The 26,554-nt window shown below is 72.0% G+C and carries 27 protein-coding genes and 1 pseudogene; 13 read left to right on the top strand and 15 right to left on the bottom strand.

The genetic code is table 11. The features are described 5' to 3' along the window. Positions 1–124: 124 nt before the first annotated feature. The 5 genes from MUN78_RS15390 to MUN78_RS15370 all read right to left on the bottom strand — a co-directional run bounded on the left by MUN78_RS15390 (position 125) and on the right by MUN78_RS15370 (position 4,636). Positions 125–973: a hypothetical protein gene (locus MUN78_RS15390; protein ID WP_244727616.1), complete on the bottom strand. Its 849-nt coding sequence runs from the start codon at positions 971–973 to the stop codon at positions 125–127. A 28-nt stretch (positions 974–1,001) separates the two neighbouring features. Next, a complete protein-coding gene (locus MUN78_RS15385; RefSeq protein WP_244727614.1) occupies positions 1,002–1,469 on the bottom strand; it encodes a hypothetical protein in 468 nt (155 codons plus the stop codon). Beyond that, positions 1,466–2,308 (bottom strand): hypothetical protein, encoded by an 843-nt coding sequence (locus tag MUN78_RS15380; RefSeq protein WP_244727612.1) that lies wholly within the window; start codon positions 2,306–2,308, stop codon positions 1,466–1,468. The genes MUN78_RS15385 and MUN78_RS15380 overlap by 4 nt, the downstream gene beginning before the upstream one ends. 249 nt (positions 2,309–2,557) lie before the next feature. Beyond that, a complete protein-coding gene (locus tag MUN78_RS15375; protein ID WP_244727611.1) occupies positions 2,558–3,232 on the bottom strand; it encodes a GntR family transcriptional regulator in 675 nt (224 codons plus the stop codon). Between the two features lie 120 nt (positions 3,233–3,352). Further along, positions 3,353–4,636, bottom strand: a complete 1,284-nt coding sequence (locus MUN78_RS15370) for an MFS transporter (RefSeq protein WP_244727609.1) — start codon at positions 4,634–4,636, stop codon at positions 3,353–3,355. Between the two features lie 216 nt (positions 4,637–4,852). On the opposite strand from MUN78_RS15370, the gene MUN78_RS15365 reads away from it, so the two are divergent. From MUN78_RS15365 to MUN78_RS15350, 4 genes are all read left to right on the top strand, one after another. Next, positions 4,853–5,446 carry a short chain dehydrogenase gene (locus MUN78_RS15365; protein ID WP_244727607.1) on the top strand — a complete coding sequence of 198 codons (594 nt, stop codon included), beginning with the start codon at positions 4,853–4,855 and terminating at the stop codon, positions 5,444–5,446. Between the two features lie 87 nt (positions 5,447–5,533). Then, positions 5,534–6,631 (top strand): ACR3 family arsenite efflux transporter, encoded by a 1,098-nt coding sequence (gene arsB / locus MUN78_RS15360; RefSeq protein WP_244692082.1) that lies wholly within the window; start codon positions 5,534–5,536, stop codon positions 6,629–6,631. Continuing rightward, the gene (locus MUN78_RS15355; RefSeq protein WP_244727605.1) at positions 6,628–7,644 is read left to right on the top strand and encodes a metalloregulator ArsR/SmtB family transcription factor; all 1,017 of its coding nucleotides are present in this window, start codon (positions 6,628–6,630) and stop codon (positions 7,642–7,644) included. The genes arsB and MUN78_RS15355 overlap by 4 nt, the downstream gene beginning before the upstream one ends. Further along, on the top strand, positions 7,641–8,048 hold the full coding sequence (locus MUN78_RS15350) for an arsenate reductase ArsC (protein ID WP_244727603.1): 408 nt from the start codon (positions 7,641–7,643) through the stop codon (positions 8,046–8,048). The genes MUN78_RS15355 and MUN78_RS15350 overlap by 4 nt, the downstream gene beginning before the upstream one ends. A 64-nt stretch (positions 8,049–8,112) precedes the next feature. Here MUN78_RS15350 and nhaA read toward each other — a convergent pair whose 3' ends face one another. Together nhaA and MUN78_RS15340 are read right to left on the bottom strand one after the other, a co-directional pair. Beyond that, a complete protein-coding gene (gene nhaA, locus MUN78_RS15345) occupies positions 8,113–9,456 on the bottom strand; it encodes a Na+/H+ antiporter NhaA (RefSeq protein ID WP_244727601.1) in 1,344 nt (447 codons plus the stop codon). Between the two features lie 260 nt (positions 9,457–9,716). Further along, positions 9,717–10,235, bottom strand: coding sequence for a hypothetical protein (locus MUN78_RS15340; protein ID WP_244727600.1), 519 nt, complete (start codon positions 10,233–10,235; stop codon positions 9,717–9,719). A 215-nt stretch (positions 10,236–10,450) separates the two neighbouring features. Between MUN78_RS15340 and MUN78_RS15335 the strand changes: the two genes are divergently transcribed. After that, on the top strand, positions 10,451–11,851 hold the full coding sequence (locus MUN78_RS15335; RefSeq protein WP_244727598.1) for a TrkH family potassium uptake protein: 1,401 nt from the start codon (positions 10,451–10,453) through the stop codon (positions 11,849–11,851). 10 nt (positions 11,852–11,861) lie between these two features. On the opposite strand, the gene MUN78_RS15330 is transcribed toward MUN78_RS15335, so the two are convergent. Then, positions 11,862–13,382 (bottom strand): SulP family inorganic anion transporter, encoded by a 1,521-nt coding sequence (locus MUN78_RS15330; RefSeq protein WP_244727596.1) that lies wholly within the window; start codon positions 13,380–13,382, stop codon positions 11,862–11,864. A gap of 55 nt (positions 13,383–13,437) precedes the next feature. Between MUN78_RS15330 and MUN78_RS15325 the strand changes: the two genes are divergently transcribed. The 3 genes from MUN78_RS15325 to MUN78_RS15315 all read left to right on the top strand — a co-directional run bounded on the left by MUN78_RS15325 (position 13,438) and on the right by MUN78_RS15315 (position 15,144). Beyond that, positions 13,438–13,818 carry a MerR family transcriptional regulator gene (locus MUN78_RS15325; protein WP_244727594.1) on the top strand — a complete coding sequence of 127 codons (381 nt, stop codon included), beginning with the start codon at positions 13,438–13,440 and terminating at the stop codon, positions 13,816–13,818. 62 nt (positions 13,819–13,880) lie between these two features. Then, entirely contained in the window at positions 13,881–14,186 is a 306-nt protein-coding gene (locus MUN78_RS15320; RefSeq protein ID WP_244727592.1) for a hypothetical protein, read from the top strand. Positions 14,187–14,397: 211 nt separating this feature from the next. Beyond that, the gene (locus MUN78_RS15315) at positions 14,398–15,144 is read left to right on the top strand and encodes a YidC/Oxa1 family membrane protein insertase (RefSeq protein ID WP_244692076.1); all 747 of its coding nucleotides are present in this window, start codon (positions 14,398–14,400) and stop codon (positions 15,142–15,144) included. Between the two features lie 54 nt (positions 15,145–15,198). On the opposite strand, the gene MUN78_RS15310 is transcribed toward MUN78_RS15315, so the two are convergent. From MUN78_RS15310 to phnD, 5 genes are read right to left on the bottom strand one after another with little or no spacing between them, the layout of a single operon-like run. Next, a complete protein-coding gene (locus MUN78_RS15310; protein WP_244727590.1) occupies positions 15,199–15,849 on the bottom strand; it encodes a TetR/AcrR family transcriptional regulator in 651 nt (216 codons plus the stop codon). Next, positions 15,846–16,637: a tyrosine-protein phosphatase gene (locus MUN78_RS15305; RefSeq protein WP_244692074.1), complete on the bottom strand. Its 792-nt coding sequence runs from the start codon at positions 16,635–16,637 to the stop codon at positions 15,846–15,848. The genes MUN78_RS15310 and MUN78_RS15305 overlap by 4 nt, the downstream gene beginning before the upstream one ends. Further along, on the bottom strand, positions 16,634–17,476 hold the full coding sequence (gene phnE, locus MUN78_RS15300) for a phosphonate ABC transporter, permease protein PhnE (protein WP_244727588.1): 843 nt from the start codon (positions 17,474–17,476) through the stop codon (positions 16,634–16,636). Before phnE ends, MUN78_RS15305 begins: the two co-directional genes overlap by 4 nt. Then, a complete protein-coding gene (locus MUN78_RS15295) occupies positions 17,457–18,344 on the bottom strand; it encodes a phosphonate ABC transporter ATP-binding protein (protein ID WP_244727586.1) in 888 nt (295 codons plus the stop codon). Before MUN78_RS15295 ends, phnE begins: the two co-directional genes overlap by 20 nt. Positions 18,345–18,346: 2 nt before the next feature. Beyond that, entirely contained in the window at positions 18,347–19,288 is a 942-nt protein-coding gene (gene phnD / locus MUN78_RS15290; protein WP_244692071.1) for a phosphate/phosphite/phosphonate ABC transporter substrate-binding protein, read from the bottom strand. A 235-nt stretch (positions 19,289–19,523) separates the two neighbouring features. On the opposite strand from phnD, the pseudogene MUN78_RS16760 reads away from it, so the two are divergent. The 3 genes and pseudogenes from MUN78_RS16760 to MUN78_RS15280 all read left to right on the top strand — a co-directional run. Further along, a pseudogene (locus MUN78_RS16760) lies at positions 19,524–19,685 on the top strand (helix-turn-helix domain-containing protein); the annotation flags it as partial. A gap of 152 nt (positions 19,686–19,837) precedes the next feature. Further along, positions 19,838–20,140, top strand: coding sequence for a cupin domain-containing protein (locus MUN78_RS16755; RefSeq protein ID WP_346730592.1), 303 nt, complete (start codon positions 19,838–19,840; stop codon positions 20,138–20,140). 21 nt (positions 20,141–20,161) lie between these two features. Next, positions 20,162–21,025 carry an EamA family transporter gene (locus MUN78_RS15280; RefSeq protein ID WP_429952193.1) on the top strand — a complete coding sequence of 288 codons (864 nt, stop codon included), beginning with the start codon at positions 20,162–20,164 and terminating at the stop codon, positions 21,023–21,025. Positions 21,026–21,055: 30 nt separating this feature from the next. Here the strand turns inward: MUN78_RS15280 and MUN78_RS15275 are convergent, their stop codons facing one another. Continuing rightward, complete coding sequence (locus MUN78_RS15275; protein ID WP_244727584.1) at positions 21,056–21,712, bottom strand: TetR/AcrR family transcriptional regulator; 657 nt, start codon at positions 21,710–21,712, stop codon at positions 21,056–21,058. A gap of 73 nt (positions 21,713–21,785) precedes the next feature. On the opposite strand from MUN78_RS15275, the gene MUN78_RS15270 reads away from it, so the two are divergent. Together MUN78_RS15270 and MUN78_RS15265 are read left to right on the top strand one after the other, a co-directional pair. Further along, positions 21,786–22,790, top strand: a complete 1,005-nt coding sequence (locus tag MUN78_RS15270) for an alpha/beta fold hydrolase (RefSeq protein WP_244727583.1) — start codon at positions 21,786–21,788, stop codon at positions 22,788–22,790. Positions 22,791–23,347: 557 nt separating this feature from the next. Beyond that, positions 23,348–24,523, top strand: a complete 1,176-nt coding sequence (locus MUN78_RS15265) for a DUF2510 domain-containing protein (protein ID WP_244692065.1) — start codon at positions 23,348–23,350, stop codon at positions 24,521–24,523. Between the two features lie 103 nt (positions 24,524–24,626). Here MUN78_RS15265 and MUN78_RS15260 read toward each other — a convergent pair whose 3' ends face one another. Continuing rightward, on the bottom strand, positions 24,627–26,483 hold the full coding sequence (locus MUN78_RS15260) for an S-layer homology domain-containing protein (RefSeq protein WP_244727581.1): 1,857 nt from the start codon (positions 26,481–26,483) through the stop codon (positions 24,627–24,629). Positions 26,484–26,554: the final 71 nt, after the last annotated feature.

Genomic DNA, 26,554 nt, shown 5'->3' with positions numbered 1-26,554 from the left:
CTGCTCCGCCGCTCTCCGCAGGAGTTCCGCGGCCTCCGCAGTGCGCGTCGAGCTCGGTGCAGTCGCGACGACACGGTCCCCGCGGGGATCCCGAGCGCCGCGCCCCCGAGCGGTCGGAGCCCGCTCAGCTCGGCGATGGCTCCGGGGCCTCCGGGTACTTCTCGAGTGCGTCGGGATCCCGGAGGCCATCGGGATCCAGCGCGAGCAGCGCATCGATACCGGTCGCGTGAGCCGCATCGTCGTCGTGGACGACGATGACCGTGCCCCCCAGCACGGGCGCGTCCCGGCGCGGCACGCACAACTCCTCGGTCACCGACCTCCTGCCGTCCCTCGTATCGAACTCCGCCGTCAGGGTGAACACGGAGTCGTCGTCCGGGTGCGTGTACTGCCAGTCGAGGGACGTGATCCGCGAGACGGTGCGGGTGCCGTGCTCGCGCAGCTGCTCGCGCCGCAGGTGCCCGGCGTATCGTCGGCGCAGCGCCCGGAGGAAGGCGCGCAGCGCGAGCGAGCCCAGCAGCGCCAGCAGCGCCCCGAGCGCGGTGACCCCCAGCGCGATGAGCGGGTGGACGAAGCCCGGCCCGGCGACGAGGAGCCCGAGCCCGCCGCCCAGCAGCCCGGAGACGATTCCGGCGGCGGTGGGGGCGCCGCCCCGCTCGGACCAGGGCTCCGACGTGTCGAGGAAGAACGCGAGCCCGATGCCGAGCAGCATCGTCAGGAGGACGCCGGACACCGTCACGGCTTCCGGCACCGCCGGCCAACGGACGTCGAAGAGGTGCGTGAGCACGGGGTCGCGCTGCAGCGGGCAGACCCGGCCTCCCGTGGGGGAGTCCGAGAAGCATTGCGGATCCATCTGCGGCAGCGCCGCCGCCGCGATCAGGAAGGTCGCGATCGCCCAGAGGCCCGCGACGACGCCGGCCTGCAGGAGGACGCGCGCCCAGCCGTCGTCCGGGGTCGGGAGTGCTCCGGCGGCCATCAGCGCCGCCCCCGCCCTGCGCGGGCGATCATGACGCGCATCCCCTCGGCCGATGCGGGAACGGGGACCCCGGTCCGACATCGACCGGCCCCGAGCTCCCGCCGAGCCCGTGGACGCCGTCGACGTTCCAGCCGCAGCGCCACACCTCCTCGTGCGCCTCGGTGAGGACGACCCGCGTCGTCTCGGGGGAGTAGGCGTGGATCCACCAGACGCTGCCCGGTGCGAAGCGGTCGAGCCAGGAGTCGTCGATCACATCGGCGAGGTACCGCTCCCGGGCTTCCCCGTCGGCATCGACGTATGCGACCCGCACGTTCGGCTCCGCGGTCTCAGCGCCGCTGGTGTCGAAGGCGCGGATCACCGTCGCGGGGTATGCGCGGCTCCGATCGATGAGCGGGATCGGACGATCCTGATCACGGATCGCGCGTCTGATGAGCAGCGGCATGCCGATAACGAACAGGGCGACGAGGGCGATCACGATCCAGAACGGCCACATCATGGAGCGCGCCGCCGCTCGGCCTTCCGGCGGAGCCGTGCCCGGATCCTCCGCAGGCGCTTCGGTACCGGCACCGGGGTCACGATCACCTCGGGCGCATCGTCGCCCGGGTCGAGGGGGCCGGCAGACCCGGGAGGATCGGTGATCAGCACCCACTGATGCTCCGTCGTCTCGCCGGCCGCCTGCGAGACGGGCAGGTGCAGAAAGAAGTAGCCGCCCTTCGCCTGCGGACCGAACAGCGCCTCCGACGAGATGGGAGCCGAACCCGAGGGCGGCGTCCCCGAGCCGGCCAGCCAGCGCTCGAACGCCTCGTGGATCCGCGCCGCCCGCCGGTCGTCGAGCCGGTGGTCGAGCGCGACGTACGTCGCCCACCCGGCCTCTCCGTCGTCGTGGTCGACGGACATCCGGTGGACGGAGTGCGCGCGTCCGTGCGCGAAGATCCGCGCGTTCTCGGCGTCCAGCGCTCTCCAGGCGCTCGTCCGCAGCAGGAGGACGCCCACCGCGCCGAGCAGCCAGAGGCTCACTGCGATCCAGACGAGCCACAGGAACCAGCTCGGCCAGACGTCGACGGATTCGCCGAAGAAGGACGTGTTCCACCCCTGACCCGTCGGATCTGCGATGGCCTGTTGGATCAGGAACCCGAGAGCCGCAAGGGGGAGCGCCACCCAGAGGATCGGGGCGGCGATGAGCACGGTGCGGCGGAAGTCCTCGCTGCCGGCCCAGGCCGCGACCTCGTCGACGGACTCCGGGCGCGGGACGTCACCCGGGCGCAGCACTCCCGGAGGGCGGCCGCTGGAGACGCGGGCCCAGATCTCGACGTTGTCGCCCGAAGTGATCCGCATCCTCGCTCGCCCCCGTCCTGGATCGGGGAGCGCCGATGCGCGGAACCGGGTGGCTCGTGCGGTGCGCGCGAAGGGCGGGTGCCGCTTCGCCGACGGACACCGGCGGCGCCCCTGCCGTCCTCCCCAGTGTCTCACAGCGTGATCTCGCGAGCGATCCGCGGATGCTCGTGCCCGCGGAGCGCCGCCGCTCGAGGCGGTACGCACCCCGACGCGGCCGGTCCGCCGCGCTGATCGAGGCGAGCGGCCCGGCTACGCCCGATCGGCGCCCGCAGCGTCCATCGGCGGCACGGGGGCCGCGCGCTCGGTGTGCACGTCGGTGATGTGCTTCCGCAGACCGTCGGCGAACCGCGAGGGGTCGCCGGCCTGCAGCGCTTCGACGAGCTCGCGGTGCTCGGCGAGGATGAGCTGGCACTGCTCGAGCAGCCGGCCGCCGAGCCTGAACAGCATGTAGCGCTGCCGGTCGGCGAGCCGATCGCTGAGCTCGAGGAGCACCTGGTTGCCGCACACCTCGACGAACGATCGGTGGAACGCCGTCGTCAGGTCGACGAAGCGGTGCACGTCCTGCGTTTCGAGCGCCGCCTGCTGCTCGGCGATCACCCGCGTGAGCGTCCCGGCGAGCGTCTCCATCTGCCCGGGGTCCGCGCGCTGCACCGCAGCGGTTTCGAGAATGTAGCGCGCCTCCGAGAGATCCGCGATCGCGCGATCCCCGAGTCCGCGGACGAGCGCGCCGCGCTTCGGATAGATCGTGATCCACTGCTCCTCCTGCAGCCGCACCAGCGCCGCCCGGACCGGGGTGCGACTCATCGAGAGCTCCGCCGCGAGTCCCGATTCGCCGAGCATCTCGTCGGTGGCGTACCGTCCCTCGATGATGCCGTCCCGAATGTGCTCGTAGGCGCGGGTCGTGGCGGACTCCGATTCCTGCATCAACTCTCGGGCACCTCACTCGTCGGAAACTCCATCACAGCTCCCACGAGTATCTCAGCTTCGCGGGCGCGCACCCCGGCGCCGCGCATGCCGATGCGGTCGTCCGCGCCTCGCTCCCGGTCACTCCTCACGCGAGACGGGGATGCGGCGCACGACGAACAGCATGAGCGGGACGAGTACGACCATCGCGAGGATCGAGAGCGCCGCGAAGCTGCTGACGGCGAGCAGCGGGCCGGCGAGGAACGCGGCGATCGCGCCGCAGAGGTTCGCGAGCGCGTCGACGCCGCCCTGCGAGGACGCGCGGACCTCGGCGTCGACGGTGGCGGCGAACAGCGCGGATCCGGCGACGTTGACGCAGGACCACCCGATCCCGAGCAGGATCAGCGAGGCGACGATCCAGCCCGTCCGATCGGGCCAGAGCGCGCCGAGCACGAGGGAGGCGAGGAGCACCGCGATGCCGGTCCAGATGGCGAAGCGATGGCCGTACCGGTCCGTGATCCAGCCCACGACGGGGGCGAGCGCGTACATGCCGAGCACGTGCAGGCTGATGGTGATCCCCACGAGGTTCACGCTGCCGCCCTGATGCACGAGGTGCACCGGTGTCATGGTCATGATCGACACCATGACGATCTGAGCCGTGAGGATCGCGATGACCGCGATGCGGGCCGGCGCGTTGCTGCGGATCTCGGCGATGATCGGCGCGAATCGGCCGCCGTTGCGGGCGGTGCGCGAGGGCCCGGCGGCGCCGGAGGCCTCGTCGAGGAGCCGGAGGGGGTCGGGGCGCAGGACGAGGAAGACGATGAGACCGGCGAGCGCCAGGCACACGGCCGCGATGAGGAATGCGCCGGCGTAGACCGTCAGCCCGGTCGCACCGCCGATGAGGCCGCCGGGCGCGCCGAGATTCGGACCGAGCACGGAGCCGATCGTGCCGACCCAGACGATGAGCGCGAGCGAGCGCGCCCGGTGCCGTGGCTCGGCCAGATCGGTGGCGGCGAAGCGCGACTGGAGGCTCACGGCCGAGCCCGAGCCGATCAGGAGCAGTCCGATGAACAGCGGCACCACGAGGTCCCACTGCGCCGCCGGGACGAGGAGCGCCGCGCCGGCGGCGGCGATCCACCATCCCGTGGTGAGGGCGAAGCGGCGCCCGCGCCGCGCCGCCAGCGCGCCGAGCGGCAGGCCGAGCAGCGCGGCGCCCAGGGTGCTCGCGGTCCGGGCCAGGCCGGCCCAGGCCTCGTTCTGCGTGACCTCGCCGGCGAGGAGCACGCCGATGGACGGCGCGACGCCGACGCCGACGGTGCCGACGATCTGCGAGAGCACGAGCACGATCATGGTGCGCCGGTGCACTCGGGCGAGGCGGGTGTTCCGTCCGGCGGTCGGCGGAGGGGTGGTCGTCGAGGGTTCCATGCGTGCTTTCCCGAGGCTGCGCGGCAGCGTGCGTGTCGAGCCGGCACCGCGCGGGGAGCGCGCGATGTCCTGCGAGAACTAGGATACAAGAAGAATCCCAGATTGGCGGACGGTGCAACCGCCCGCCCCGGCCGATCCGATGGGATCCTGGATGCGCACCACGGACGCCGCGGCTCGGGCACGCGCCCGACGCCCCGCACGAGACAGGGAGAGCCCATGAGAATTCTGATCGTCGGTGCCAGCGGGCATGTCGGTTCCGCCGCTGCCGCCGCGCTCGAGCCGAGGCACGACGTGGTCGGGATCAGCCGCGGCTCGGACCCCGCGATCGATCTGCGCGACGCCTCCTCGATCGCCGCCGCGTTCGACCGGCTGGGCCGATTCGACGCCCTGATCTCGGCGTACGGCTCGGCGCCGTTCAAGCCCGCGACCGAACTCACGCCCGAGGACCTCACGGCGGCCTTCGCCGGGAAAGTGCTCAGCCAGCTGAACCTGCTGCGCATCGGTCTCGATCACGTGAACGACGGCGGATCGGTCACCCTCACCACCGGGATCCTCGCGCGCGAGGCGATCCCGGAGGGATCCGCCGCGGCGATGGCGAACGGCGCCGTCGAGTCCTTCGTGCGGTCGGCGGCCGGCGAACTGCCGCGGGGGATCCGCCTGAACGCGGTGAGCCCGACGGTGCTCGCCTCGGCCACCGGGTACCACGAGGCCTTCCCCGGCTTCGTCCCCGTGTCCGACGAGCGGGTGGGGCTCGCCTTCGTGCGCGCGGTCGAAGGGATCGGCACGGGGGGTGTGCTCGCGCTCGACTGAGCTCGTCGGACGCGAGCCCCTCGATCCTCTCGGCCAGCGCGCCCGCCGGCTCTTGCGTATTGCATTGATTTCCATCAATATAGAGACATGTCGAATCAGAGCCTGGCGCAGCGGCGTACCGCGCCGAAGCGACTCTCCTCGCTGGACCGGTGGCTGCCGCTCTGGATCGGCCTCGCCATGGTCGCGGGCCTCGTGCTCGGTCGATTCGTCCCGGCCCTGTCGGAGCTTCTCGGCCGGCTCGAGGTCGCCGGCATCTCGGTGCCCATCGGGCTCGGCCTGCTCGTGATGATGTACCCGGTGCTCGCGAAGGTCCGCTACGACCGGGTCGCGGCAGTCACCGGGGACAGGAAGCTCCTCGTCTCCTCGCTCGTGCTGAACTGGCTGGTGGGCCCCGCGGTGATGTTCGCCCTCGCGTGGATCTTCCTGCCCGAGCTGCCGGAGTACCGGACCGGGCTCATCATCGTCGGGCTCGCACGGTGCATCGCGATGGTCGTGATCTGGAACGATCTGGCGTGCGGCGATCGGGAGGCGACCGCGGTGCTCGTCGCGATCAACTCGGTCTTCCAGGTCGTGATGTTCTCCGTGCTCGGCTGGTTCTACCTCACGGTGCTGCCCGGCTGGCTGGGCCTGGACGCGCAGGGGCTCGAGGTCTCGGTCTGGCAGATCGCGCTGAACGTGCTGGTGTTCCTCGGCGTGCCGCTGGTGGCGGGGTTCGCGTCCCGCTGGATCGGCGAGCGGCGTCGCGGCCGCGCCTGGTACGAGGAGAGGTTCCTCCCCGCGGTCGGCCCGTGGGCGCTGTACGGCCTGCTGTTCACGATCGTGCTGCTGTTCGCCCTGCAGGGCGACGCCGTGCTCGCGAAGCCGCTCGACGTCGCGCGCATCGCGGTGCCGCTGCTGATCTACTTCGGGCTGATGTGGTTCGCCGGGCTCCTGCTCGGCAGGGGCCTCGGCCTCGGCTATGCGCGGTCGGCCACGCTGGCGTTCACCGCCGCGGGCAACAACTTCGAGCTCGCCATCGCGGTCGCGATCGGCACCTTCGGCGCGGCGTCCGGCCAGGCGCTGGCGGGTGTCGTCGGTCCGCTCATCGAGGTGCCCGTGCTCGTGGGGCTCGTCTACGTCTCGCTCTGGGCCGCCCGCGCCTGGTTCCGCACCGACCCCCACGCCACCGAATCGAGGACGTCATGACCGACACTGCGCTCATCACCGACGCCGAGGCCTGTGCTCCGTCCACGAGCCGCGCCATGGGCCGCGACGCCGCGACGGCGGTCGCGGGAACCCTGAAGTCGCTTGCGGACCCCCTGCGGCTGCGCATGCTCTCGGCCATCGCCGCCGACCCGCGCGGTGAGGCGTGCGTCTGCGACCTCGCCGAGCTCGCGGACGTCTCGCAGCCGACGATCTCCCACCACCTGAAGGTGCTCAAGGAGACGGGCATGCTGCTCTCGGAGCGGCGCGGCACGTGGGTCTACTACCGGATCGCCCCGGCGCGACGGGCGGCCGTCACGGCGCTCCTGGACGCCTTCGCCCCCGCCGCCACCTTGGACGCGATCACGGATGACGCCGAACGCGCCGAGGCGCTGCAGGCGATGGACGGCCGCGTGACCCGCCTCGCCGAGGAGCTGGCGGACGAGCTGTCGGATCTGCACCGGGATCTCGTGACCGCGATCGTCCGCGAGTCCTACGCGGGGCTGGTCCGGTCGGCGAAGCTCACCCGGCACCTGATCCCGCTCACCGAGCGCTTCGCCCGCCAGCGCCTCGCCGACCTCACCCGAGACCGCGAGACCGGCGTTCCGCAGGTGCTGTTCGTCTGCGTCGCGAACGCCGGCCGTTCCCAGCTCGCCGCCGCGATCGCCAACAGGCTCGCCGACGGCCGCGTGATCGCCCGCTCCGCGGGGTCGACTCCCGCGTCGGAGGTGCATCCGCACGTCCGATCCTTGCTCGCCGAGATCGAGGGGACGCCGGGGGCCGAGACGGCGTTCCCCAAACCGCTCACCGACGACGCCGTCCGCGCGGCGGACGTGGTCGTGACGATGGGCTGCGGCGATGTCTGCCCGATCATCCCCGGTGTCAGGTACGAGGACTGGGCCGTCGGCGACCCCGCGCTGGCGTCGCCCGACGGCGTCGCCGCGATCCGCGATGACATCGAGGGCCGGGTCCGCGGGCTCCTCGCCGCGCTCGCCGACGGAAGGAACCGACCATGACCGATCAGAAGCCCTCCGTCCTCTTCGTCTGCGTCCACAACGCCGGCCGCTCCCAGATGGCCGCCGGCTGGCTGCGCGAGCTCGCCGCCGGCCGCGTCGAGGTCCGCTCCGCCGGCTCCCTGCCCGCCGAGCAGATCAACCCCGTCGCGGTCGCGGCCATGCGCGAGGTGGGGATCGACATCACCGCCGAACAACCGAAGATCCTGACGACGGAGGCCGTCCGGGCATCCGATGCGGTGATCACCATGGGCTGCGGCGACGCGTGCCCGTTCTTCCCAGGCAAGCGCTATGAGGACTGGGTGCTCGACGACCCGGCCGGGCAGGGCATCGAGGCGGTGCGCCCGATCCGCGACGAGATCAAGCACCGCGTCGCCGCCCTGCTCGCGGAGCTCCTCGCGCCCTGATCGGCCGGTCCCCGGGCGCCGCGCGCCTCGCGGTCGGGCGACGCGCCGGCGGCGGGGACCGCGCTCAGTCGCGATCCTCCTGCTGGTAGACGTCGGGGATGCCGTCCTCGTCCGCATCCATCGCATCGCGCTGCGCGATGCGACGGTACCGGCGGTTGCGTGCCCCGAGCACCACCGCGGCGCCGAGCGCCGCGATCACGGAGGCGCTGAGGATCGCGACCTTGGCCCCGTCGTGCTCGGCCGTGCCCGGGGCGAAGCTGAGCTCGGCGACGAGCAGCGACACGGTGAAGCCGATGCCGGCGAGCAGCCCCACGCCGATCATGTCGATCCAGCGCAGCGCGGGGTCGAGGCTCGTGCGGAGGGCCTTCGTGGTGAGCCAGGTCGTCGTCACGATGCCGAGCGGCTTGCCCAGGACCAGGGCGGCCACGATCGCGAGGGTCAGCGGATTCGTCATCGCGTCGCGGATCCCCTCGGCGCCGCCGACGGAGACACCCGCGGCGAAGAACGCGAAGATCGGCACCGCGAACCCCGCCGAGAGCGGACGGAAGCGGTGCTCGAACTCCTCCGACAGCCCCGGGCGCTCGGCGGCCGTCTCGCGGTCCGCCCGGCGATGCAGCACCGGGATCGTGAATCCGAGCAGCACGCCGGCGATCGTGGCGTGCACGCCCGAGGCGTGCATCAGCGCCCACGCGACGACTCCGATGGGGAGCAGGATCAGCCAGGCCGCGAACGCGTGCAGCCCGAAGAAGGCGCGGTAGCGCTGGGCGATGAAGCCGTAGATCGCGATGACGGCGCACGCGAGCAGCAGCGGCAGGATCTCGATGTGGTCGGTGTAGAACACGGCGATGATGCTGATCGCGAGCAGGTCGTCGACGACTGCGAGGGTGAGCAGGAAGATCCGCAGCGCCGGGGGCAGGTGGGAGCCGATGATCGCGAGCACGGCCACGGCGAAGGCGATGTCCGTGGCGGTCGGGATCGCCCAGCCGGAGTGGAGTTCGGGGTGCTGCGCGACGATCGCGGTGTAGATGAGCGCCGGGACGGCCACGCCGCCGACGGCGGCGGCGATGGGGACGATCGCGGTGCGGAACTTCCTGAGGTCGCCGGCGACGAACTCGCGCTTCAGCTCCAGGCCGACGAGGAAGAAGAAGACGGCGAGGAGGCCATCGGCGGCCCACGCTCCGAGGCTGAGCTTCAGATGCCAGGGTTCGTAGCCGATCGTGAAGTCCCGCAGGGCGAAGTAGCCGTCTGCGGCGGGCGTGTTCGCCCAGATGATCGCGATGAGCGCTGCGGCGACGAGCAGCATGCCGCCGACGGCCTCCTTGCGCAGCAGTGCGCCGATGCGTGTCGCCTCGGCGAACGACCCGTACCGGGGGAAGGTGCGGCGGGCGGGTGCGGATGCGGGATCCAAGAATTCTCCTCTGAGTGGTCGACCGGACGGGAAGCGACCGGCTCGAGTCGGAGCGTCCGCACCGCTCGGGGTGCGGGGGACCGAGCCGGGATCAGGCAGCAGGATCGACGGTCGGGACGGTGCCGGAGAGCATCGCCCCCACGAGGAGATGTATCCGTTCGTGCCCGGGTGCGGCAGCACCCATGCGGTCGGCGTGAATGCCGAACGGGGCGGGCAGGGAAGCATCATCGCAGTCCAGAATACCAGCGGCGCGGCCGCGATCAGAGCGCATCCCCGGCCCACGCCTCGGTGAATCCGCACCCCTCGATATCGCGCCAGGCGAGCGTGACGTCGGTCCACGCCCCGGATCGGGAGCCGAGCGCCTCTTCGAGGCGACGCTGCAGTGTCACCGGAGCTGCGCAGTCCGTGATGTCGAGGACGAGCACCTGCAGATATCGCGCGCGGTCGCGCTCGAGATCCGTGTGGATCCGTGAGGCCGCATCCGACGGGACCTGCACGAGCATCGATTGCGGGAAGCGGGTCGGCCTGCGGCAGGCGACGCAGAGCCGCCGGATGCCGGGGAGCCGATCGAGCTCGCGCTTCAGGCCGTGCACGGATCGATGCCATCGGTCGCGAGCCGCCCTCCGGGTCGCGCAGTCCGCGAGGTCCACGCCCCAGAGCAGTCCGCGCGAGGGCGCGCCCTCCGGCGCATCGGTATCGGGCGGCACCGCGGTGACCGGATCGCCGCGTACCAGGAACGGGGTGGGCACGAAAGACTCCTCGGGGCTCGGGTCGGTCATTCGCCGACCAGACTTCCCGGCACACCAGCCGCTGCGTCGGGCGAACCCGAGCAGCGGCATCCCACTCTACGCCCTCAGGCGCGGAGGGCGTCACCCCTCGCCGGAGGCGCTCGATCTTCGGGCCGCCCTCGGGGTAGAGTCGGGTGCGGTGCGCCGGGAAGTCTGGTCGGCACGCCGCCGACCCCGGCGGCGTTCACGGACGAGGGGCGCCTGGAATGGAATCGCGCAGGGTGAAGAGCCTCAGCGAGCGCGTGCGCGGCCTCGCGCATCGTGCCGTCACACGCACCCGCTATCTCGCCGGGCACTCGCCGGCCAGAATCGCCATTCTGGTGTTCGCGGCCGCGGTGCTGCTCTTCACCGCGCTCCTCATGCTGCCGTTCTCCTCCCGGACCGGCGCGGTCACCCCGCTCGACGACGCGCTCTTCACCGCGGTCTCCGCGGTCACGGTCACCGGGCTCACGACCGTGGATACGGGCGAGCACTGGTCGATGATCGGGCAGCTCGTGATCCTGGCCGCCATTCAGACCGGCGCGCTCGGAGTCGTCACGATCGCGCTGCTCCTCGCGCGGATGGTGACGCGCCGGCTCGGTGTCAGCGGCCGCGTCTTCGCTCGGTCGAGCATCGGCACCACGGGTCTCGGCGATGTGAAGCACCTGCTCCGTGTGGTCGTGGTCACGACGCTCTCGATCGAGCTCGCGCTCATGCTGGCCCTCGTCCCCGCCTTCATCGTCGTCGAGCAGTCCTTCGGGCGCGGAGTCTGGTACGGGGTGTTCTACGCGATCTCGGCGTTCGCGAACGCCGGCTTCACGCCGCATGCCGGGGGCATCGGCCAGTTCGCCGGCAACCCGTGGATCCTGACCCCGCTCGCGCTCGGCGTGTTCGTGGGGAGCTTCGGATTCCCCGTGTTCCTCAATCTCATCCGCGCGAAGTGGACGCGGAAGCGCTGGACGCTCCATACGAAGCTCACGATCGTCACGACCGTGGTCCTCTTCGCGCTGGGCGCGGTCGCCTGGGCCGGATTCGAGTGGACGAACCCGGGGACGATCGGCGGCGAGACCTGGTCTGCGAAGATCGGGAACGCGCTCTTCGCCTCGGCGATGCTGCGGTCCGGCGGCTTCGCCGTCGTGGATACGGAGTCGATGACGGCGACGACGATGCTCCTCAGCGACGCGCTCATGTTCGTCGGCGGCGGATCCGGATCGACCGCTGGCGGCATCAAGGTGACCACGCTCGCCGTGCTCTTCCTGGCGATCTGGGCCGAGGCGAAGGGCACCGAGCATACGAACGCGGCGGGGCGCAGGATCCCCAACAGCACGCTGCGCCTGGCGATCAGCGTGGTGTTCCTCGGTGCCACGCTGGTGCTCACGGCGACGGCACTCCTCACGATCGTGAGCGACGCGTCATTGGACCGGCTGCTGTTCGAGACGATCTCGGCGTTCGCGACCTGCGGTCTCTCCGTCGGCATCAGCGGGGAGGTCGGTCCGTTCGGGAAGTACGTCCTCTCCGTGCTCATGCTCGTGGGACGCGTCGGACCGATCGTGCTCGCCTCCGCACTGGCGGTGCGCCAGCGCAGAGAGCTCTACCGGCTCCCCGACGAGCGTCCCATCATCGGCTAGCCGGCCGGGCTCAGTGCCCGGCGCCGAGGCCGCCGGAGAGCCTCGTATGGAACGCGGTCGTGGACGCGTTCATCCCGATGAGCTCGACCGTCTTGCCGCGCTGCTCGTACTTCGTCACGATCGCGTCGAGCGCGGCGACGGTGGAGGCGTCCCAGATGTGCGATTGCGTCATGTCGATGACGATCCGTCGAGGGTCGTTCGCGTACTCGAACTGCGTGGTGAGGTCGTTGCTGGAGGCGAAGAACAGTTCGCCGATGACGGTGTAGTGGGCGCGCGCCTCGCCGCGATGCTCCGTCACCTCGCGCGCGACGGTCGCGAAGTGGGCGACGCGGCGGACGAACATCACGGACGCGACGAACACCCCAACCACGACGCCGATCGCGAGGTTATGGGTGGCGACGACGACCGCCACGGTGACGACCATCACCGTGGTCTCGCTCTTCGGCATCCGGCGCAGGGTCGCGGGTCGGATGGAGTGCCAGTCGAAGGTGCCGACGGAGACCATGATCATCACCGCGACCAGCGCCGCCATCGGGATGATCGCCACGACATCCCCGAGCAGCACGATCAGGATGAGGAGGAACACGCCCGCGAGGAACGTCGAGATGCGGGTCCGCGCCCCGGAGACCTTCACATTGATCATGGTCTGCCCGATCATCGCGCACCCGCCCATGCCGCCGAACAGTCCGGAGACGAGGTTGGCGACGCCCTGGCCCCAGCTCTCGCGCGTCTTGTTCGAATGCGTGTCGGTGACATCGTCGACGAGCTTGGCCGTCATGAGCGATTCCATCAGGCCGACCAGTGCCATCGCGAGAGCATAGGGGGCGATGATCGCGAGCGTCTCGACGGTGAGCGGCACGTTCGGGATGACCAGCTCGGGCAGGCTCCGGGGCAGCTCGCCCGTGTCGCCGACGGTCGGCACGGTGATCGCGAAGACCACCGCCGCGGCGGTGACGACGACGATCGAGACGAGCGGGGCGGGGACCGCCTTCGTGATCCGCGGCATGACGATCATGATCAGGAGGCCGACCGCGACCAGGGGGTAGACCATCCACGGCACGCCGATGAGCTCGGGCAACTGCGCCATGAAGATGAGGATCGCGAGGGCGTTGACGAAGCCGACCATGACGCTGCGCGGGATGAAGCGCATCAGCTTCGCGACGCCGCACGCCGCCAGCACGATCTGCAGCACGCCGGCGAGGAGCACGGTCGCGATGAAGTAGTCCATCCCGTGCTCGCGGGCGACCGGTGCGATCACGAGGGCGACGGCGCCGGTCGCGGCGGTGATCATCGCGGGACGGCCTCCGACGAACGCGATGGTGATCGCCATGATGAACGACGAGAACAACCCCACTTTCGGGTCCACACCCGCGATGATCGAGAACGAGATCGCCTCCGGGATCAGCGCGAGCGCGACGACCAGGCCCGCGAGCGCTTCGCGAGTGAGCAGCCGGGGGCTCCTCAGCGCAGCGAGCACGGACGGGTCGGCGCGGTAGCGGTCGGGGTCTTCTACAGTGGGAGTGCTGGTCACGGCACTAACCCTAACGTAACGTGAGGTTTGGTGCGAGCGGGAGTGAGGAATCGGGATGGGCGACGGGACGATGATGCATATCGGCGAGCTTGCGGAGCGCACGGAGCTCTCCCTGCGCACGATCCGGCACTACGACGAGATCGGCCTTCTCGAGCCCTCCGGGCGCTCCGAGGGCGGTTTCCGGCTCTACACCGAGGAGGATCACGATCGGCTCATGCTCATCCGCCGGATGAAGCCGCTGGGCTACTCCCTCGAGCAGATGGGCGACCTGCTGCGGGCGATCGACCAGGCGAACACGTCCGGGGCGGCCGGGGACGACGCGCGACGCGCGCTCGGCGACTTCCGGGCTGACGCCGAGGCGCGCCGGGCGAAGCTCGCCAAGCAGCTCGAGGCGGCGGACGAGTTCATCCGGCAGTTGGACCCGCACGCCCCCTAGCCGCGGTCGGGGCGCCGGATGCGACGGTTCGGTACCATGGGAACCGAGCGGAGGTGCCGAGCATGCTGATGTCGATGTGGATGATCGCGCAGCTCGTGATGCTCGCCCTCTCGGTCGGATTCGCGGCGAACGCGCCGGGATCGCCGGTGCCGGCGATCCTGCTGCTCGTCGCCGGGGCGCTTGCCCTGCTCCCGCTCGTGCTCGCCGTCGTCTGCATCCTGGCGCACGTCCTCGTCGGCCCCGTTCCCGGGTATGGCCGCGGCCGCCCGGAGCGGAGGGTCCGCGAGTACCGCCTCCCGGGCGACCCCGGCACGCCGGGATCGCGGCTCGCACGGGCGCCCGCGCGGTTCGTTCACGCCCCCGCCTGAACGACCCGTCCACTCGCCCGCCGATCTTCCGTGATCGGCATCACTTCGGCGCACCCTCGCGGCTCTCGTTCACGCGCGGCGATCACCCGATCCCGACCCGCGACAGAAACGAGCTCGTCATGCATTCCCACGTCCCCGGCGCCCGGAGCGCCGCCATCCGCCTCCTCCCCGCACCCCGCACCGCATCCGCCCCCGAGCGCGGGAGGGGACGATGAACCTCTACGAGTTCTTCCCGATCAGGGTGCTCGTGGAGGCGGCCTCCGCGGTCGTCACCCGGCTCAGCGAACTGCTCGCGCCGCTGCTCGGCGCGCAGAGCGCCGCGATCGCGATCATCCTGCTCACGGTCGCGGTGCGGGTGCTGCTGATCCCCGTGGGGCGCTCGCAGATCAAGGCCGGCCTGGTGCGCCAGCGCCTCGCGCCGGAGCTGGCGCGGCTGCGCCAGCGGTACCGGAACGACCCGGAGCAGCTCCGCCGCAGGACGATGGAACTCTACGCGGCGGAGCGGGCGTCGCCGATGGCGGGCTGCCTGCCGGTGCTGGCGCAGGCCCCCGTGCTCATGGCCGTCTACGGGCTGTTCGTGCTCCCTGAGATCGGCGGCGCCGCGAACGGCCTGCTGGCGCACACCTTCCTCGGCGTCCCGCTCGATGCGGGCCTGCTCGGGATGGTCGGCGCCGGGACGATCTCGGGGGGCGCGGCGCTCGTCTTCGCGGCCGTCATGCTCGTGATCGCGGTGGTCGCGCAGGCCTCGCGGAGGCTGCTCCCGATGCCGCAGCCGGAGCCGCCGCAGCCCGGCATGCCCGACATGTCCGGGATGCTCCGCGCGATGAGCTTCATGCCGTTCCTCACCGCCGTCTTCGCGGCGTTCGTGCCGCTCGCCGCCGGGCTGTATCTGGCCACGACGACGGCGTGGACGCTGGGGGAGCGGCTCGTGCTGACGCGGATCTTCCGGAGCCGATGAGCGGACCGGGCTCGGCGGCCGATGCGCGCGGCCCGCGCTCGAGCCCCGATCCGCTCAGCCGGGGTGCGCGTCCGGCTCCCGGACGATCCCGCGCCAGACGATCCTGAGCGCCTCGCGGCAGCGGGGCAGCATCGACGGGTCGTCGAAGGAGACGCCGCGCACGACGTACTGGTAGTAGAACACCCCGTTCATCAAGTCGATCGTCGCCTCCAGGTCGAGGTCCTCGCGGAGCTCGCCCCGCGCGACCCCGGCCTGCAGCAGCGCGGTGATCCCGCTGCGCCGCCGGGAGACGTGCGAGCGCCAGTACGCCTGCGCGAGCCGCCGGTCCGAGAGCGCGAGCCGCAGCCGCAGCCGCAGCCGCTCCTCGCTGTACCCGGCGCCCATCGCCGGCAGCGGGGAGGTGTAGCCCTCCAGCAGGGCGCCGAGCAGATCATCGCCGTAGGGCAGCGGCGGCGCCTCCCGCCCCTGGTCGAGGGCGGCGGCGAGGAGATCGGTCATGCTCGGCCAGCGACGGTAGATCGCCGCCCGGCTCACGCCGCTGAGCTCGACCACGCGGCCGACGGTGACCTCCTCGCCGCGTTCCATGAGCGCGATGGCGGCGCTGAGGATGCGCGCATCGTGCCCCGCGTCCCGGGGACGGCCGGGGCCGCGCCGCACCGGGGATCCCGGTGCGGGCGCGGCCCCGGCGGCGTCGACGAGGGTCACGCGGTGCCCGCGCGCTCGCGCAGCCGGGCGATCAGCGCGTCGCTCAGACCGGCGGCGCGCAGCAGCGCGAGGCGATCCTCGGCCTGCTCGCCGAGCCACGCGAGCAGCCCCTGCATCGGCGCCGGCGAGAAGCCGGTCGCCATCGCCGCCCGGGCCGCGGCGTCGAGGTCGAACCCGAACTTCGCCATCAGCGGCTGCATCGTGGGCGCGAGGCGTTCGTGGATCGCCGCGGAGTTGTCGCCGGTGCGCGCGTAGTCGGCGACGATCTCCGCGTCGTCGGCGCCGAGCGCGAGGAGGAGCGAGGCGGCGAGCACGCCCGTGCGATCCTGCCCGGCGGCGCAGTGGAAGGCGATCGCTCCCGGCGCGTGCGCGATGATCGCGAGCGCCGTGACGATCTGCGGGGCGGCTCCGGCGAACATCCGCCGGTACATCCCGGCGAAGTTCGGCTGGGCGAGGTCGATCTCCTCCGCACCGTCGGCGACGGTGGTCAGGAACGGCACGTGGTGGTAGTTCACCGTCGTCCGTGCGCCGAGGGGGCCGCGGCCGGTGAGGGCGACCTCGTCGGCGGAGCGCAGGTCGATCACCGTGCGCAGCCCGTCGCCGACGAGCGCGTCGGCGACCTCCTCGGTGACGGTGGAGAGGTCGTCGGCGCGGATCGCGAAGCCGGGGCGGATCACGCCCTGCGCGACGGGGATGCCGCCGAGGTCGCGGAGGTTGACCGGCGCCGAGAGCGTGAGCGCGGGGGCCGGGATGGTCGTGGCGGGGGCGTCGAATGCGGTGGTGGTCATGTGATCTTCCTTCGGATGACGGCGCTCGCCTGGTCGATGACCGTGACGAGCACGATGATGCAGATGACGATCGCGGACAGGTGCCCGTAGTCGTACATCTTCATGGCGGTGGTGAGTTCGAGGCCGATGCCGCCTGCGCCGACCATGCCGAGGATCGTCGCGCCGCGCACGTTCCCCTCGAACAGGAGCAGGGTGTAGGAGACGAGGAGGGGGGCGGCCTGGGGCAGGATGCCGTACTGCACGACCTGGCGCCGGGAGGCGCCGACGGCCTGCATGGCCGTGACCGGTCCGCGGTCCACCGACTCCATCGCCTCGGCGAAGATCTTGCCGATCGAGCCGATCGAGCCGATGGTCATGGCGAGGATGCCGGCGAAGGGCCCGAGTCCGACGGCCGAGACGAACATCAGCGCGAAGACGAGGTCGGGGAGCGAGCGGATCACGTTCATGATCCAGCGCGTGGGGTAGTAGAGCCATTTCGGGGCGATGTTCGAGGAGGCGCCGAAGGCCACGATGAGCGAGAGCACCGCGCCGAGCACGGAGCCGACGATCGCCATCTGCAGCGTCTCGATGAGCAGGGCGACGATCGTGCCGAACTTGTCCCAGGTGGGCGGGAAGAGCCGGGAGAGGAAGTCGCCCATGTTCACGGCGCCCTCGCCGAGCTTCGCGAAGTCGAAGCCGGCGCCGACGAACGACCAGATCAGCAGCACCGCGGCGACCGGGAGGCCGAGGAGGAAGCGGGCGCGGGGCACGCGGAACGCGCGCTCCAGGCGCTCGCGCTCGCGCGGCTCGAGGCGAGGCGCGGCCGTGGCCCGCGCGCGCTCAGGCGTCGTCGTCGGCATCGCCGTCCTCCTGATCGTGGGCGTAGATGGGCTCGAGCGCCGCGGCGTCGAGCTCGGACGTGGGCGCCGACACGAGGATCTCCCCGTTCCGGAGGCCGATGATGCGGTCGGAGTGCGCGAGGGCCAGCGGCATGACGTGCAGGCTCACGAGCACGGGGATGCCGTCCTCCCTGGCGATCTCCTGCAGCAGCGAGAGCACCTGGTGCGACATCTTCGGGTCGAGCGAGGCGACCGGCTCGTCGGCGAAGATGAGCTGCGGGCGCTGCATCAGGGCGCGCGCGATGGCGACGCGCTGCTGCTGGCCGCCGGAGAGCGCCCGCGCCGGCTCGTTCGCCTTGTGCGCGATCCCGACCCGCTCGAGCAGCTCGAGCGCGCGGCTCCGGTGCGCGCGGCCGAACCCGCCGACGAGGTTCAGCGGACCGGCGTCGTGCAGGCCGCCGGTGAGCACGTTGGTGAGCACGCTCAGCCGGCCGACGAGGTTGAACTGCTGGAACACCTGCCCGACGCCGGCGCGCAGCTGCCGGAGCTGGCCGCGGCGCAGGTTCGCCAGGTCGTAGCCGGCGAGGCGGGCGGTGCCGCCGGAGATCGGGGCGAAGCCGGTGAGGCTCTTCATGAGGGTCGACTTGCCGGATCCGGAGGAGCCGAGCAGGGCGACGGTCTCGCCGGGGAAGAGATCGAGGTCGATGCCGTCGAGGACGAGCGGGCCGTCGCCGTAGGCGACGCGGAGCCCGCGGACCGAGGCGAGCGGGAGCCGCGGGCGCAGCCCGGCGGCCGCCGGCGCGGCCGCCGGGCTCGTGCCCGGGACGCCCGACTGCGGGGGCGCGGGGGCCGAGGGCCTGGCGGCCGGTGCGAGGGGCGAGACGGACATGCTCAGCCCAGGTCCGAGATGTCGACGTCGGCGATCGCGGCGATCTCGACGAACGGCTCGAAGATCGCGGCATCGGGCTCGAGGATGGGATCGCTGCCCTGCATTGCGGAGAACATCGCGCCGAGGGCCTCGGCGTTCTCCTCGGTGAAGACCTGCGGCAGCGCGTCGAGCAGCAGCTCGCGCTTGTCGGCGGCGATGCCCTGGTCGGCGAGCACGGTGACGGCGACGGGCATGGAGGCGCTCTCGCCGAGCGAGCGGGTCTCGCCCTCGGCGAAGGGGAACATGTCGGTGCCGGTCATCGTCGGCATGATGGTCGAGGTGCACGCCACGTCGACCTGGCCCTCCTTGAGCGCGATGAAGCTCATGTCGTGCCCGCCGGAGAACATCGACGTGTAGTCGACGTCCCGCTCGAGGCCGGCCTCGTGGAGCATGGCGACGGGCATGAAGTAACCCGAGCTCGACGCCGGATCGGCGAAGGCGACGACCGTCTCGGGGGTGATGTCCTCGAGGGTCTCGAGCTCGGAGCCGTCGAGCACGAGGCAGGTGGAGACCGGCGTCTCGTCGTCGCCTGGCCAGGCCACGAGCGCGTCGACCTCGCCGGTGTTCACCGCGAGCGCGGAGGGGAAGCCGCTCATGAAGCCGATGTCGACGTGGTGGTTGCGCAGCGCCTCGACGACGGCCGTGTAGTCCGGCACGTCGACGATCTCGACCTCGCGCCCGGTCTCCTCCGCGACGAGCTCGGCGAAGGCCTCGATCGGGTTCACCGCGGTCGGGTCGTCGCCGAGCGGTGTGGCGGCGAAGGTGAGCGGGGCGTTCGGATCGTCCGCCGTGACGGCGTCGGAAGCCGGAGTGGCGCAGCCGGTGAGGGCGCCCAGCGCGAGCGCGCCGAGGGCGAGGGCTCCGGTGATGCGGGGCGTGAGAGCGGCGGAGGCGCGCTGGCGCATGGTCGATTCCTTCCGGGAGATGCGATATCGCGATCGGCGATATCGAAATCCAAACAGCCGAAGATGGCCGGGAATTACGAGACTGGGGGACTCGGAACGGAACGGTCCATGAACGGCGGATGAACCCGCCCGGGGCGAGGAGCCGGGGCGGCCGGGTGCGACCGTGGCCATCGGGCCGGGTTCGGGCCGGGCCGGGCTCGGGTCGTGAGGATCTATCGTGCCCGAATCGTGCAGTATGATGCACGGTATGGACGAGGGTGCGGAGGAGCTCGCACGCGCGATCGGTGCGCGGGTGCGGCAGGAGCGGGTGTCGCGCGCATGGACGCTCGATCGGCTCGCGGAGCTGGCCGGCGTGAGCCGGAGGATGGTGGTGAGCGTCGAGCAGGGGGCCGTGAATCCCAGCGTCGGCACGCTCCTGCGTCTGTCCGATGCGCTCGGCGTCGGGCTGCCGGCCCTCGTCGAGCCCCCGGCCTCGCGCGCGGCGAGGCTCACGCGCGCCGGCGAGGGCGCGGTGCTCTGGACCGGGGCGGCCGGGGCCGGGGCGTGCTCGTGGCGGGCACGGAGCCGCCCGACGTGGTCGAGCTGTGGGAGTGGACGCTCGCGCCCGGAGAGCGCCACGACACGGAGGCGCACCGCGACGGGACGCGCGAGCTGCTGCAGCTGCAGGCGGGGGCGCTCGTCGTCGTCGTGGAGACCGAGCGCTACGAGCTCGCGGCCGGCGACGCCCTCTCCTTCGGAGGGGACGCGGATCACGCCTACATCAACCCGGGTCCGACGCCCGCCCGATTCTCGCTCGCGGTGTTCGAGCCGGGCGTCGGCGCCGCGCATCGGGCGGAGGCCCCGGATGCCTGAGGCGAAGCGGCCGGTGGCCCCGTGAACCGCCGACGATCGACGGGCGTTCCCCCGTGGTCGATGGCCGTCGCGGCGATGCTCGCCGTGCAGCTGTCGAACGCGCTGTCGGTGCCGGTGATCGAGCGCATCGGTCCGGCCGGCACGGCCTGGCTGCGCATGTGCTTCGGCGTCGTGTTCCTCTGGATCATCGCGCGCCCGGCGATCCGCTCCCTGCGGCGCGCGGACCTTCCGGCGCTGCTCGCGCTCGGCGTGGTCACGGGGTTCATGACGACCTTTTTCCTCGCCGCGGTCGATCGGATCCCGCTGGGCACCGCCGTCGCGATCGAGTTCCTCGGGCCGCTCACCGTGGCGGGGCTGATGAGCCGGCAGCGCAGAGCTCTCGTCTGGCCGTTCCTGGCGCTCATCGGCGTGGTGCTCTTGACGGAGCCGTGGCACGGGGGCATCGACCTCGCCGGCGTCGGGTTCGCCCTGGCCGCCGGCGTCTGCTGGGGGCTGTACAACCTGTTCACGCAGCACGTGGGGGATCGGTTCTCGGGCATCTCCGGGCTCTCGCTGACGATCCCGGTCGCGGCGCTCGCCACCCTGCCGCTCGGGCTGCCGCAGCTCGTCGGCGGCGAGTTCGCATGGTGGGTGCTGCCGGCCGCGGCGGGGATCGCGCTGATCACGCCCGTGATCGCGTTCGGGCTCGAGATGCTCGCCCTGCGACGCATGACCCACACCGCCTTCGGCACGCTGCTCTCGGTCGAGCCCGCGTTCGGCATCCTCATCGGACTGCTCGTGCTCGCCCAGACGCCGTCGCCCATGCAACTGCTCGGGATCGCCATCGTGATCGTCGCGGGGGCGGCCGCGCAGCGCGGCGGCCGACGGGATGCCGCGAGTCCCTGACGCGTCGGGCGCGGCCCTGCCGCTCCGCCGCTACGCCGGCGCGGCGAGGTGCAGCATCGCGAGCGCTCGATCGTCGGCGCGCGCGAGGCGGAGCCGGTCGCGGATCGCCTCGGCGGCGATATCGTACGGCTCGGGAGTGCGGAGGAGCAGGGAGCGGGAGTTCGCCTGCTCGGTGAGGGCGATCAGCTCGAACGCGAGCGTGCGAGGGCGCTCGGAGCCGAGCTCGCCGGCGGCGACGGCCTGCTCGGCCTGCGCTTCGACGTATCGATACCAGTCGGTGATGGCGGCGCGGACCGCCTCATTGACCGGCCCCGACTTGGAATCGACATCGGCACTCACCGCGGCGAAGAAGCAGCCGCCGGTGAATACGCGGTTCCTCGAGTAGAGCAGCGCGTTGCGCAGGAGGGCCGCGAGCCGACGGGCCCGGTGCGACTCGGACCTCGCGGGTGCCACGATGCGTGCGAAGAAGATGTCGCGGGCTGCGGCGACCGTGGCGAGCTGCAGGCCTTCCTTCCCGTTGAACAGCGTCGCGACGCTGCTCTTGCTGAACCCGGAGGCCGAGGCGAGACGACCGATCGTGAGGCCGTCCAGGCCGTGCACGGAGGCGAGGTCCGTCGCCGCCTGCAGCACGGCGCGGCGCGAGGCGTCCCCTCGCGCCCGTCGTCCGTCCCCGGGATGATCCTGCACGCCAGAAGTATACGATCGATCGTGCGTAAACTATCGGTACGATCGTTCGTATTGTTGCTCGAAGGGGGACCTCATGCCGCGTCGTCGCCGACTTCAGGAGTTCGTGGGCGGAGGCATCCGAGCCGCCGCACGCGTCTCGCCCGCCCTCGGGGGTGCGCTGGCGTATCGCGCGTTCTTCGCGACCTCCCCGCGGATGCCGGTGCGCGAGGCGGAGGCGGCGCTCTTCCACGAGGCGCGTCGTGCATCGCTTCGCGTGCGGGGCAGAGCGATCGCCGTCTTCGAGTGGGGCGAGGGTGCGCCCGCGGTGCTGCTCATGCACGGCTGGAGGGGGCGTGCGACCCAGTTCGCCCCGCTCGTGCGGGAGCTCCTGGCGCAGGGATGCCGCGTCGTCGCGTTCGACGCCCCCGGGCACGGGGCCTCGCCGGGGCGGCGTGCCGACATCCGCGACTGGGTCGATGCGGCCGAGCGGTTGCAGGCATCGCACGGCCCGTTCGGCGTCGTGGTGGGGCATTCCTTCGGGGCCTTGGCCGCGCTCGCCTGCGCCCGTTCCGCGGTCCCCGTGCCGGCCGTCGTCTCGATCGCCGGCGCGACGAGCCCGGTCGCATTCGTCGAGCGGTTCGCGCACGGGCTCGGGCTGGCTGGGGGCGTGGCCGAGGAGATGCTCGTACGTCTGCGCCGCCGGCTCGCCGTCGACGAGGACGAGTTCGCGCGGCGCTACGACGCGGTCCGGCACCCGCTGCCGGCGTCCACCGAGCTCCTCGTGGCCCACGACCGCGGGGACCGGACGATGCCCTGTGGCGAGGCGGTGCGTCTGCGGGGCGCTCACGCCGGTCGGTCGCGACTGCTGCTCACCGAGGGGTGCGGGCACAATCGGATACTCGCATCCGATCGGGTGCTGGCCGCGGTGGGCGCGCTGGCGCGCGGCGATCTGCGCTCGGTGGACGCGCTCGCCGCAGAGGACGAGGGCGCCACGGCGGCCACGACGAACCAGGCGTCCGCCTCGCAGCCCGAGTTCCCGAGGGCGCCCTCGGCGCCGCTCATGCCGCCGCCGAACGCGGCGGGTTCGCCCGCGTCGTAGCGCTGCCCGCCCATCCGCAGCGCGTCCGCCGAGACGGTCGGGTCGAGTCCGCGCGGGAGGGAGAGCCCGATCTGTTCCCCGGTCGCGAGTCGGAGGGAGACGCAGGCCCGTTCGAGTCGCAGGACGCCCCGGATCATCGCCGAGTCGCCCGTCGCACCGTCCCCCTCGTGCGTCACCGCGGCCGCGACGTCGCCCGTCGCACCGTCGAAGGGGGCCGGTGAAGAGGCGGTGCCGGGCGCCGGCGCGGATCCCGCGCAGGCGCTCACGGTGAGCAGGGCGACGACGGGGAGGACCGCGGCGACGCGCAGGGGGCGGTCGAACCGCGATCGGCTCGGCAGTGAGCGGTCCATGGCGGTGCCCCCGATCCGAACGATGACCGATGCGTCCATTGTGCGCAGCATCACTCTCCGGAGTACAGCTCGGTCCGGCGACGCCGGGTCGCCTCCGAGCCGGCCTGACCGGTATTCGGGGGTCACGTTCCGGGTTCGCGTGCCGGCCCGCCCGGACCGCGCCGCCCATTGATTTGCGCGTCGCGGAAATCGTGGCAGGATCTGACCATGAGCCAGCTCCCCCCGCCAGCCGGTTGGTATCCGGATCCCGAAGCCCCGCACCGGCAGCGCTACTGGGATGGCGCGTCCTGGACCGCTCACCTCCACGAGGACGCGGCGCAGCCGGTTCCCGCACCGGGCCCGATCGAGCCGATGCCGGCGACGGCTGCCGCGGGAGCGCCGCGGAAGCGCCGCGGCTGGATCGTCTGGGCCGCGGCCGGCGCCGTGGTGCTCCTGGGCATCGCCGCAGCGGGGGTCTGGGGTGTCACCCGGCTCACCTCGGGCCTCACCGCGGGGGCGGCCGCGGCTGCGGGAGATGGCGGCGAGGTGCGGCTCGCCGATGCGGACTTCTACCAGCGGGAGCTCCGGAATCTCCGGGAGATGTTCCCCCCGGAGCCGACCGTCGCCCTCGAACAGACGACCGGGGCCTGGGGGCTTCGCGAATCCCCCGGGTACACGGCCGCCGCCCGCGCCGCCGTCGAACAGGTGATCGCCGACGTGGAGGCGGAGGGCGAGACGACGTTCGCCACGCTCGACGACGCCGAGAGCTACGCCTATTCGACGCTCGCCGCCGAGATCGCCGAGCAGACCGACGGACTCCTTTTCGGAGGCACGGGCACCGAGCTCGCGACCACGGGTTTCCCGCAGGATCCGGCGGTCGTCGCCATCGAGCAGCAGATCGCGGCCGCCACCGTCGCCCCCGGCGCAGACGGCAGCTATCTGGAAGCGGCGGATGCCCTCGCCGGACTCGTCGGGTCGACCATCACGACCGACCAGGCGGCCGCGGGATGCCCGGAGGACATGCCCGATCCCGCCGGGGTCGAGACCCTGGCCTTCGTCTGCCTCGGCACGGAGGCGGGGTGGGGTCTCATCACCTACACCCCGGCGGGCATGGCGCACGTCACCGAACCGAGCTTCGTGAACACCATGCGGCACGAGATCGCCCACAAGCTCATCCACGTCCAGTGCGGCGATCTCTCGGCCACCGCGTGGAACGCGGCGTACGGCGAGGGCGTGACGAACTCGTACGCGGCCCTCTACCTCGGCGCCGACCGTACGGAGCTCGAGAGCTCGGGGCGCGCCGTCCCGGAGTACATCATGAACGAGACCACCGACGCCAAGGCGCGCGCGATCCACGAGAGCGACCTCGCCTGCTACGACGACGAGCAGCTCCCCGAGAACTGAACCGGGACGCGGCCGCCGCTCGGCGGCCGGCGGTCCGCACACGAGCGCGAGCCCGGGCGAATGCCCGGGCCCGCGCTGCGCCGTTCGCCTCGTCGGGGCCGTGTCAGGGGGCCTCGATGCGGAACAGGAACGCGGCCATCGCCTGGCGCGACACGTCCGAGCTCGCCAGGTACTTCGGCAGGCCGGTCGGCTGCTGGGTGCCCGTCGAGAGCCCCGTCTCGTACATCCAGGAGATCTCGTCGTAGAACTTGTGGCCCGGCTGCACGTCCGCGAAGTAGGAGGTGGCCGGACCCGTGGTGTCCGCCTGCTTGAGGCGGTAGAGGAAGGCCGCCATGGCCGCGCGCGAGACGGTGTCCGTCGGCTCGTACACGCGACCGGCGGAGGTGTTCGTCCCCGTGGACAGGCCCTGCTCGTACATCCAGGCGATCTCGTCGTAGAACCGGTCGTCCGGCTGGACGTCGACGAACGGCGATGTCGCCGGGCCCTGGAAGTCGGCCCCTTCGAGACGGTAGAGGAAGGCCGCCATCGCCTCGCGCGTGACCCCGGCCTTCGGCCGGTAGATGCGACCGTCGGCGCTCGCCGATCCCGTCGACAGGCCGGAGCCGTACATCCACGAGATCTCCGTGTAGAACTGGTGCCCCTCGGGGACGTCGATGAACGGCGCCGACGCGAGCGCGACGCTCGCGGTCTCGGTCGAGGTACGGGTGGCGGAAGCGTAGCCGGTCTTGGTGCCGGTCACCGCGACCGAGAGGGTGCGGCCGATGTCCGCGCCCTCCGGCGTGTAGCTCGCCGCGGTCGCCCCGTCGATCGCGACGCCGTTCCGCAGCCATTGGTAGGAGAGCGATACGGGTGCCGGGCCCCAGGTGCCCGGAGAGGCCGTGAGCGTCTCGCCGGGCCGCGCCGTGCCGGAGATCGTGGGTGTGGCGGCCGTGAGGGTGCCGGCGGCGACTGCGGCGGTCGCGGCGGAGGTCTTCGTGACCGTTGCGTAGCCGGTCTTCGTCCCCGTGACCCGCACGGAGAGCGTCTTGCCGGCGTCCGCGGGGACCGCGGTATAGCCGACGGAGGTCGCGCCGCTGATCGCACTGCCGTTCCGCAGCCACTGGTACGAGAGGGCGACGGGTGCGGGGCCCCAGCTGCCGGGCGACGCGGTCAGCGTCGCGCCGACTTTCGCGGTGCCCGAGATCGTGGGCGTCGCCGAGGCGACCGGGGCGAAGACGAGCGTCTGGATGCCCGTTCCTGCCCAGTTCTCGACTGCGAACTGGAGGGCGCCGGACTCCGCGGCCGCGGTCGGGGCGTCCAGGCCCGTGTAGTACTGAGTATTGCCGTTCCACACGGAGTAGGCGATGTAGTCGCCGGCGGGCAGGCCGGAGAAGCCGTAGTTGCCGTAGGAGACCTCGGGCGGGCAGGCGGTGCTCGGCTCGGTCCAGCCGCTCTGCGCCGACTCCGCCTCGTAGACGGTGCCGGTGGCGACGTTCTTCGCGTAGAAGGCCGTCTCGTCGCCGTTCACCCAGCCGCATCGAGCGATCGATGCCCGAAGGCGACCCTCCTCGGTGATGACCGTGGTCCCGACGGCCTCGTCGTCGTCCACGGTCAGCTCCTGGTGGGTGCCCGGTGCGGAGCCGTTGCCCGGCAGGCTCACGTTGATGGTCAGGCGGTAGACGCCCTCGGGCACGTCGGTGACCGCCCAGGCGCCCGTCGCCGGGTCGAAGCTGACATTGGCGTCCTGGCCGAGCTGCCAGCCCTCGACCGGACCGTCCTGCTTCACGTCGAGCGTGAGGTAGACGCCGACGTAGCCGCCCGTGCCGGTGCCGTCGGGCTGCCAGGGCACCTTGAGACTGCTCGGGGCGCTGGCCGGGAACTGGATCGTCCCGCTGACCGTGTGGGTCCCCGCGGCCTGCGCCGCGCCGGCGCCGGTGACCATGCCGAAGCACAGCATCGCGAAGCCGATGAGGAGCGCCATCCCCCGCGCGAGCCTCGATTGCGGCGAACGCGCGTCCGCATGATGAATGGCCGTATTCGATCCCATGTGTG

It is taken from the genome of Leucobacter allii, assembly GCF_022919155.1.
GTDB lineage: Bacteria > Actinomycetota > Actinomycetes > Actinomycetales > Microbacteriaceae > Leucobacter > Leucobacter allii.
Note: the sequence above shows the minus strand (reverse complement) of the source record. Positions and strands in the feature narration are given on the sequence as shown.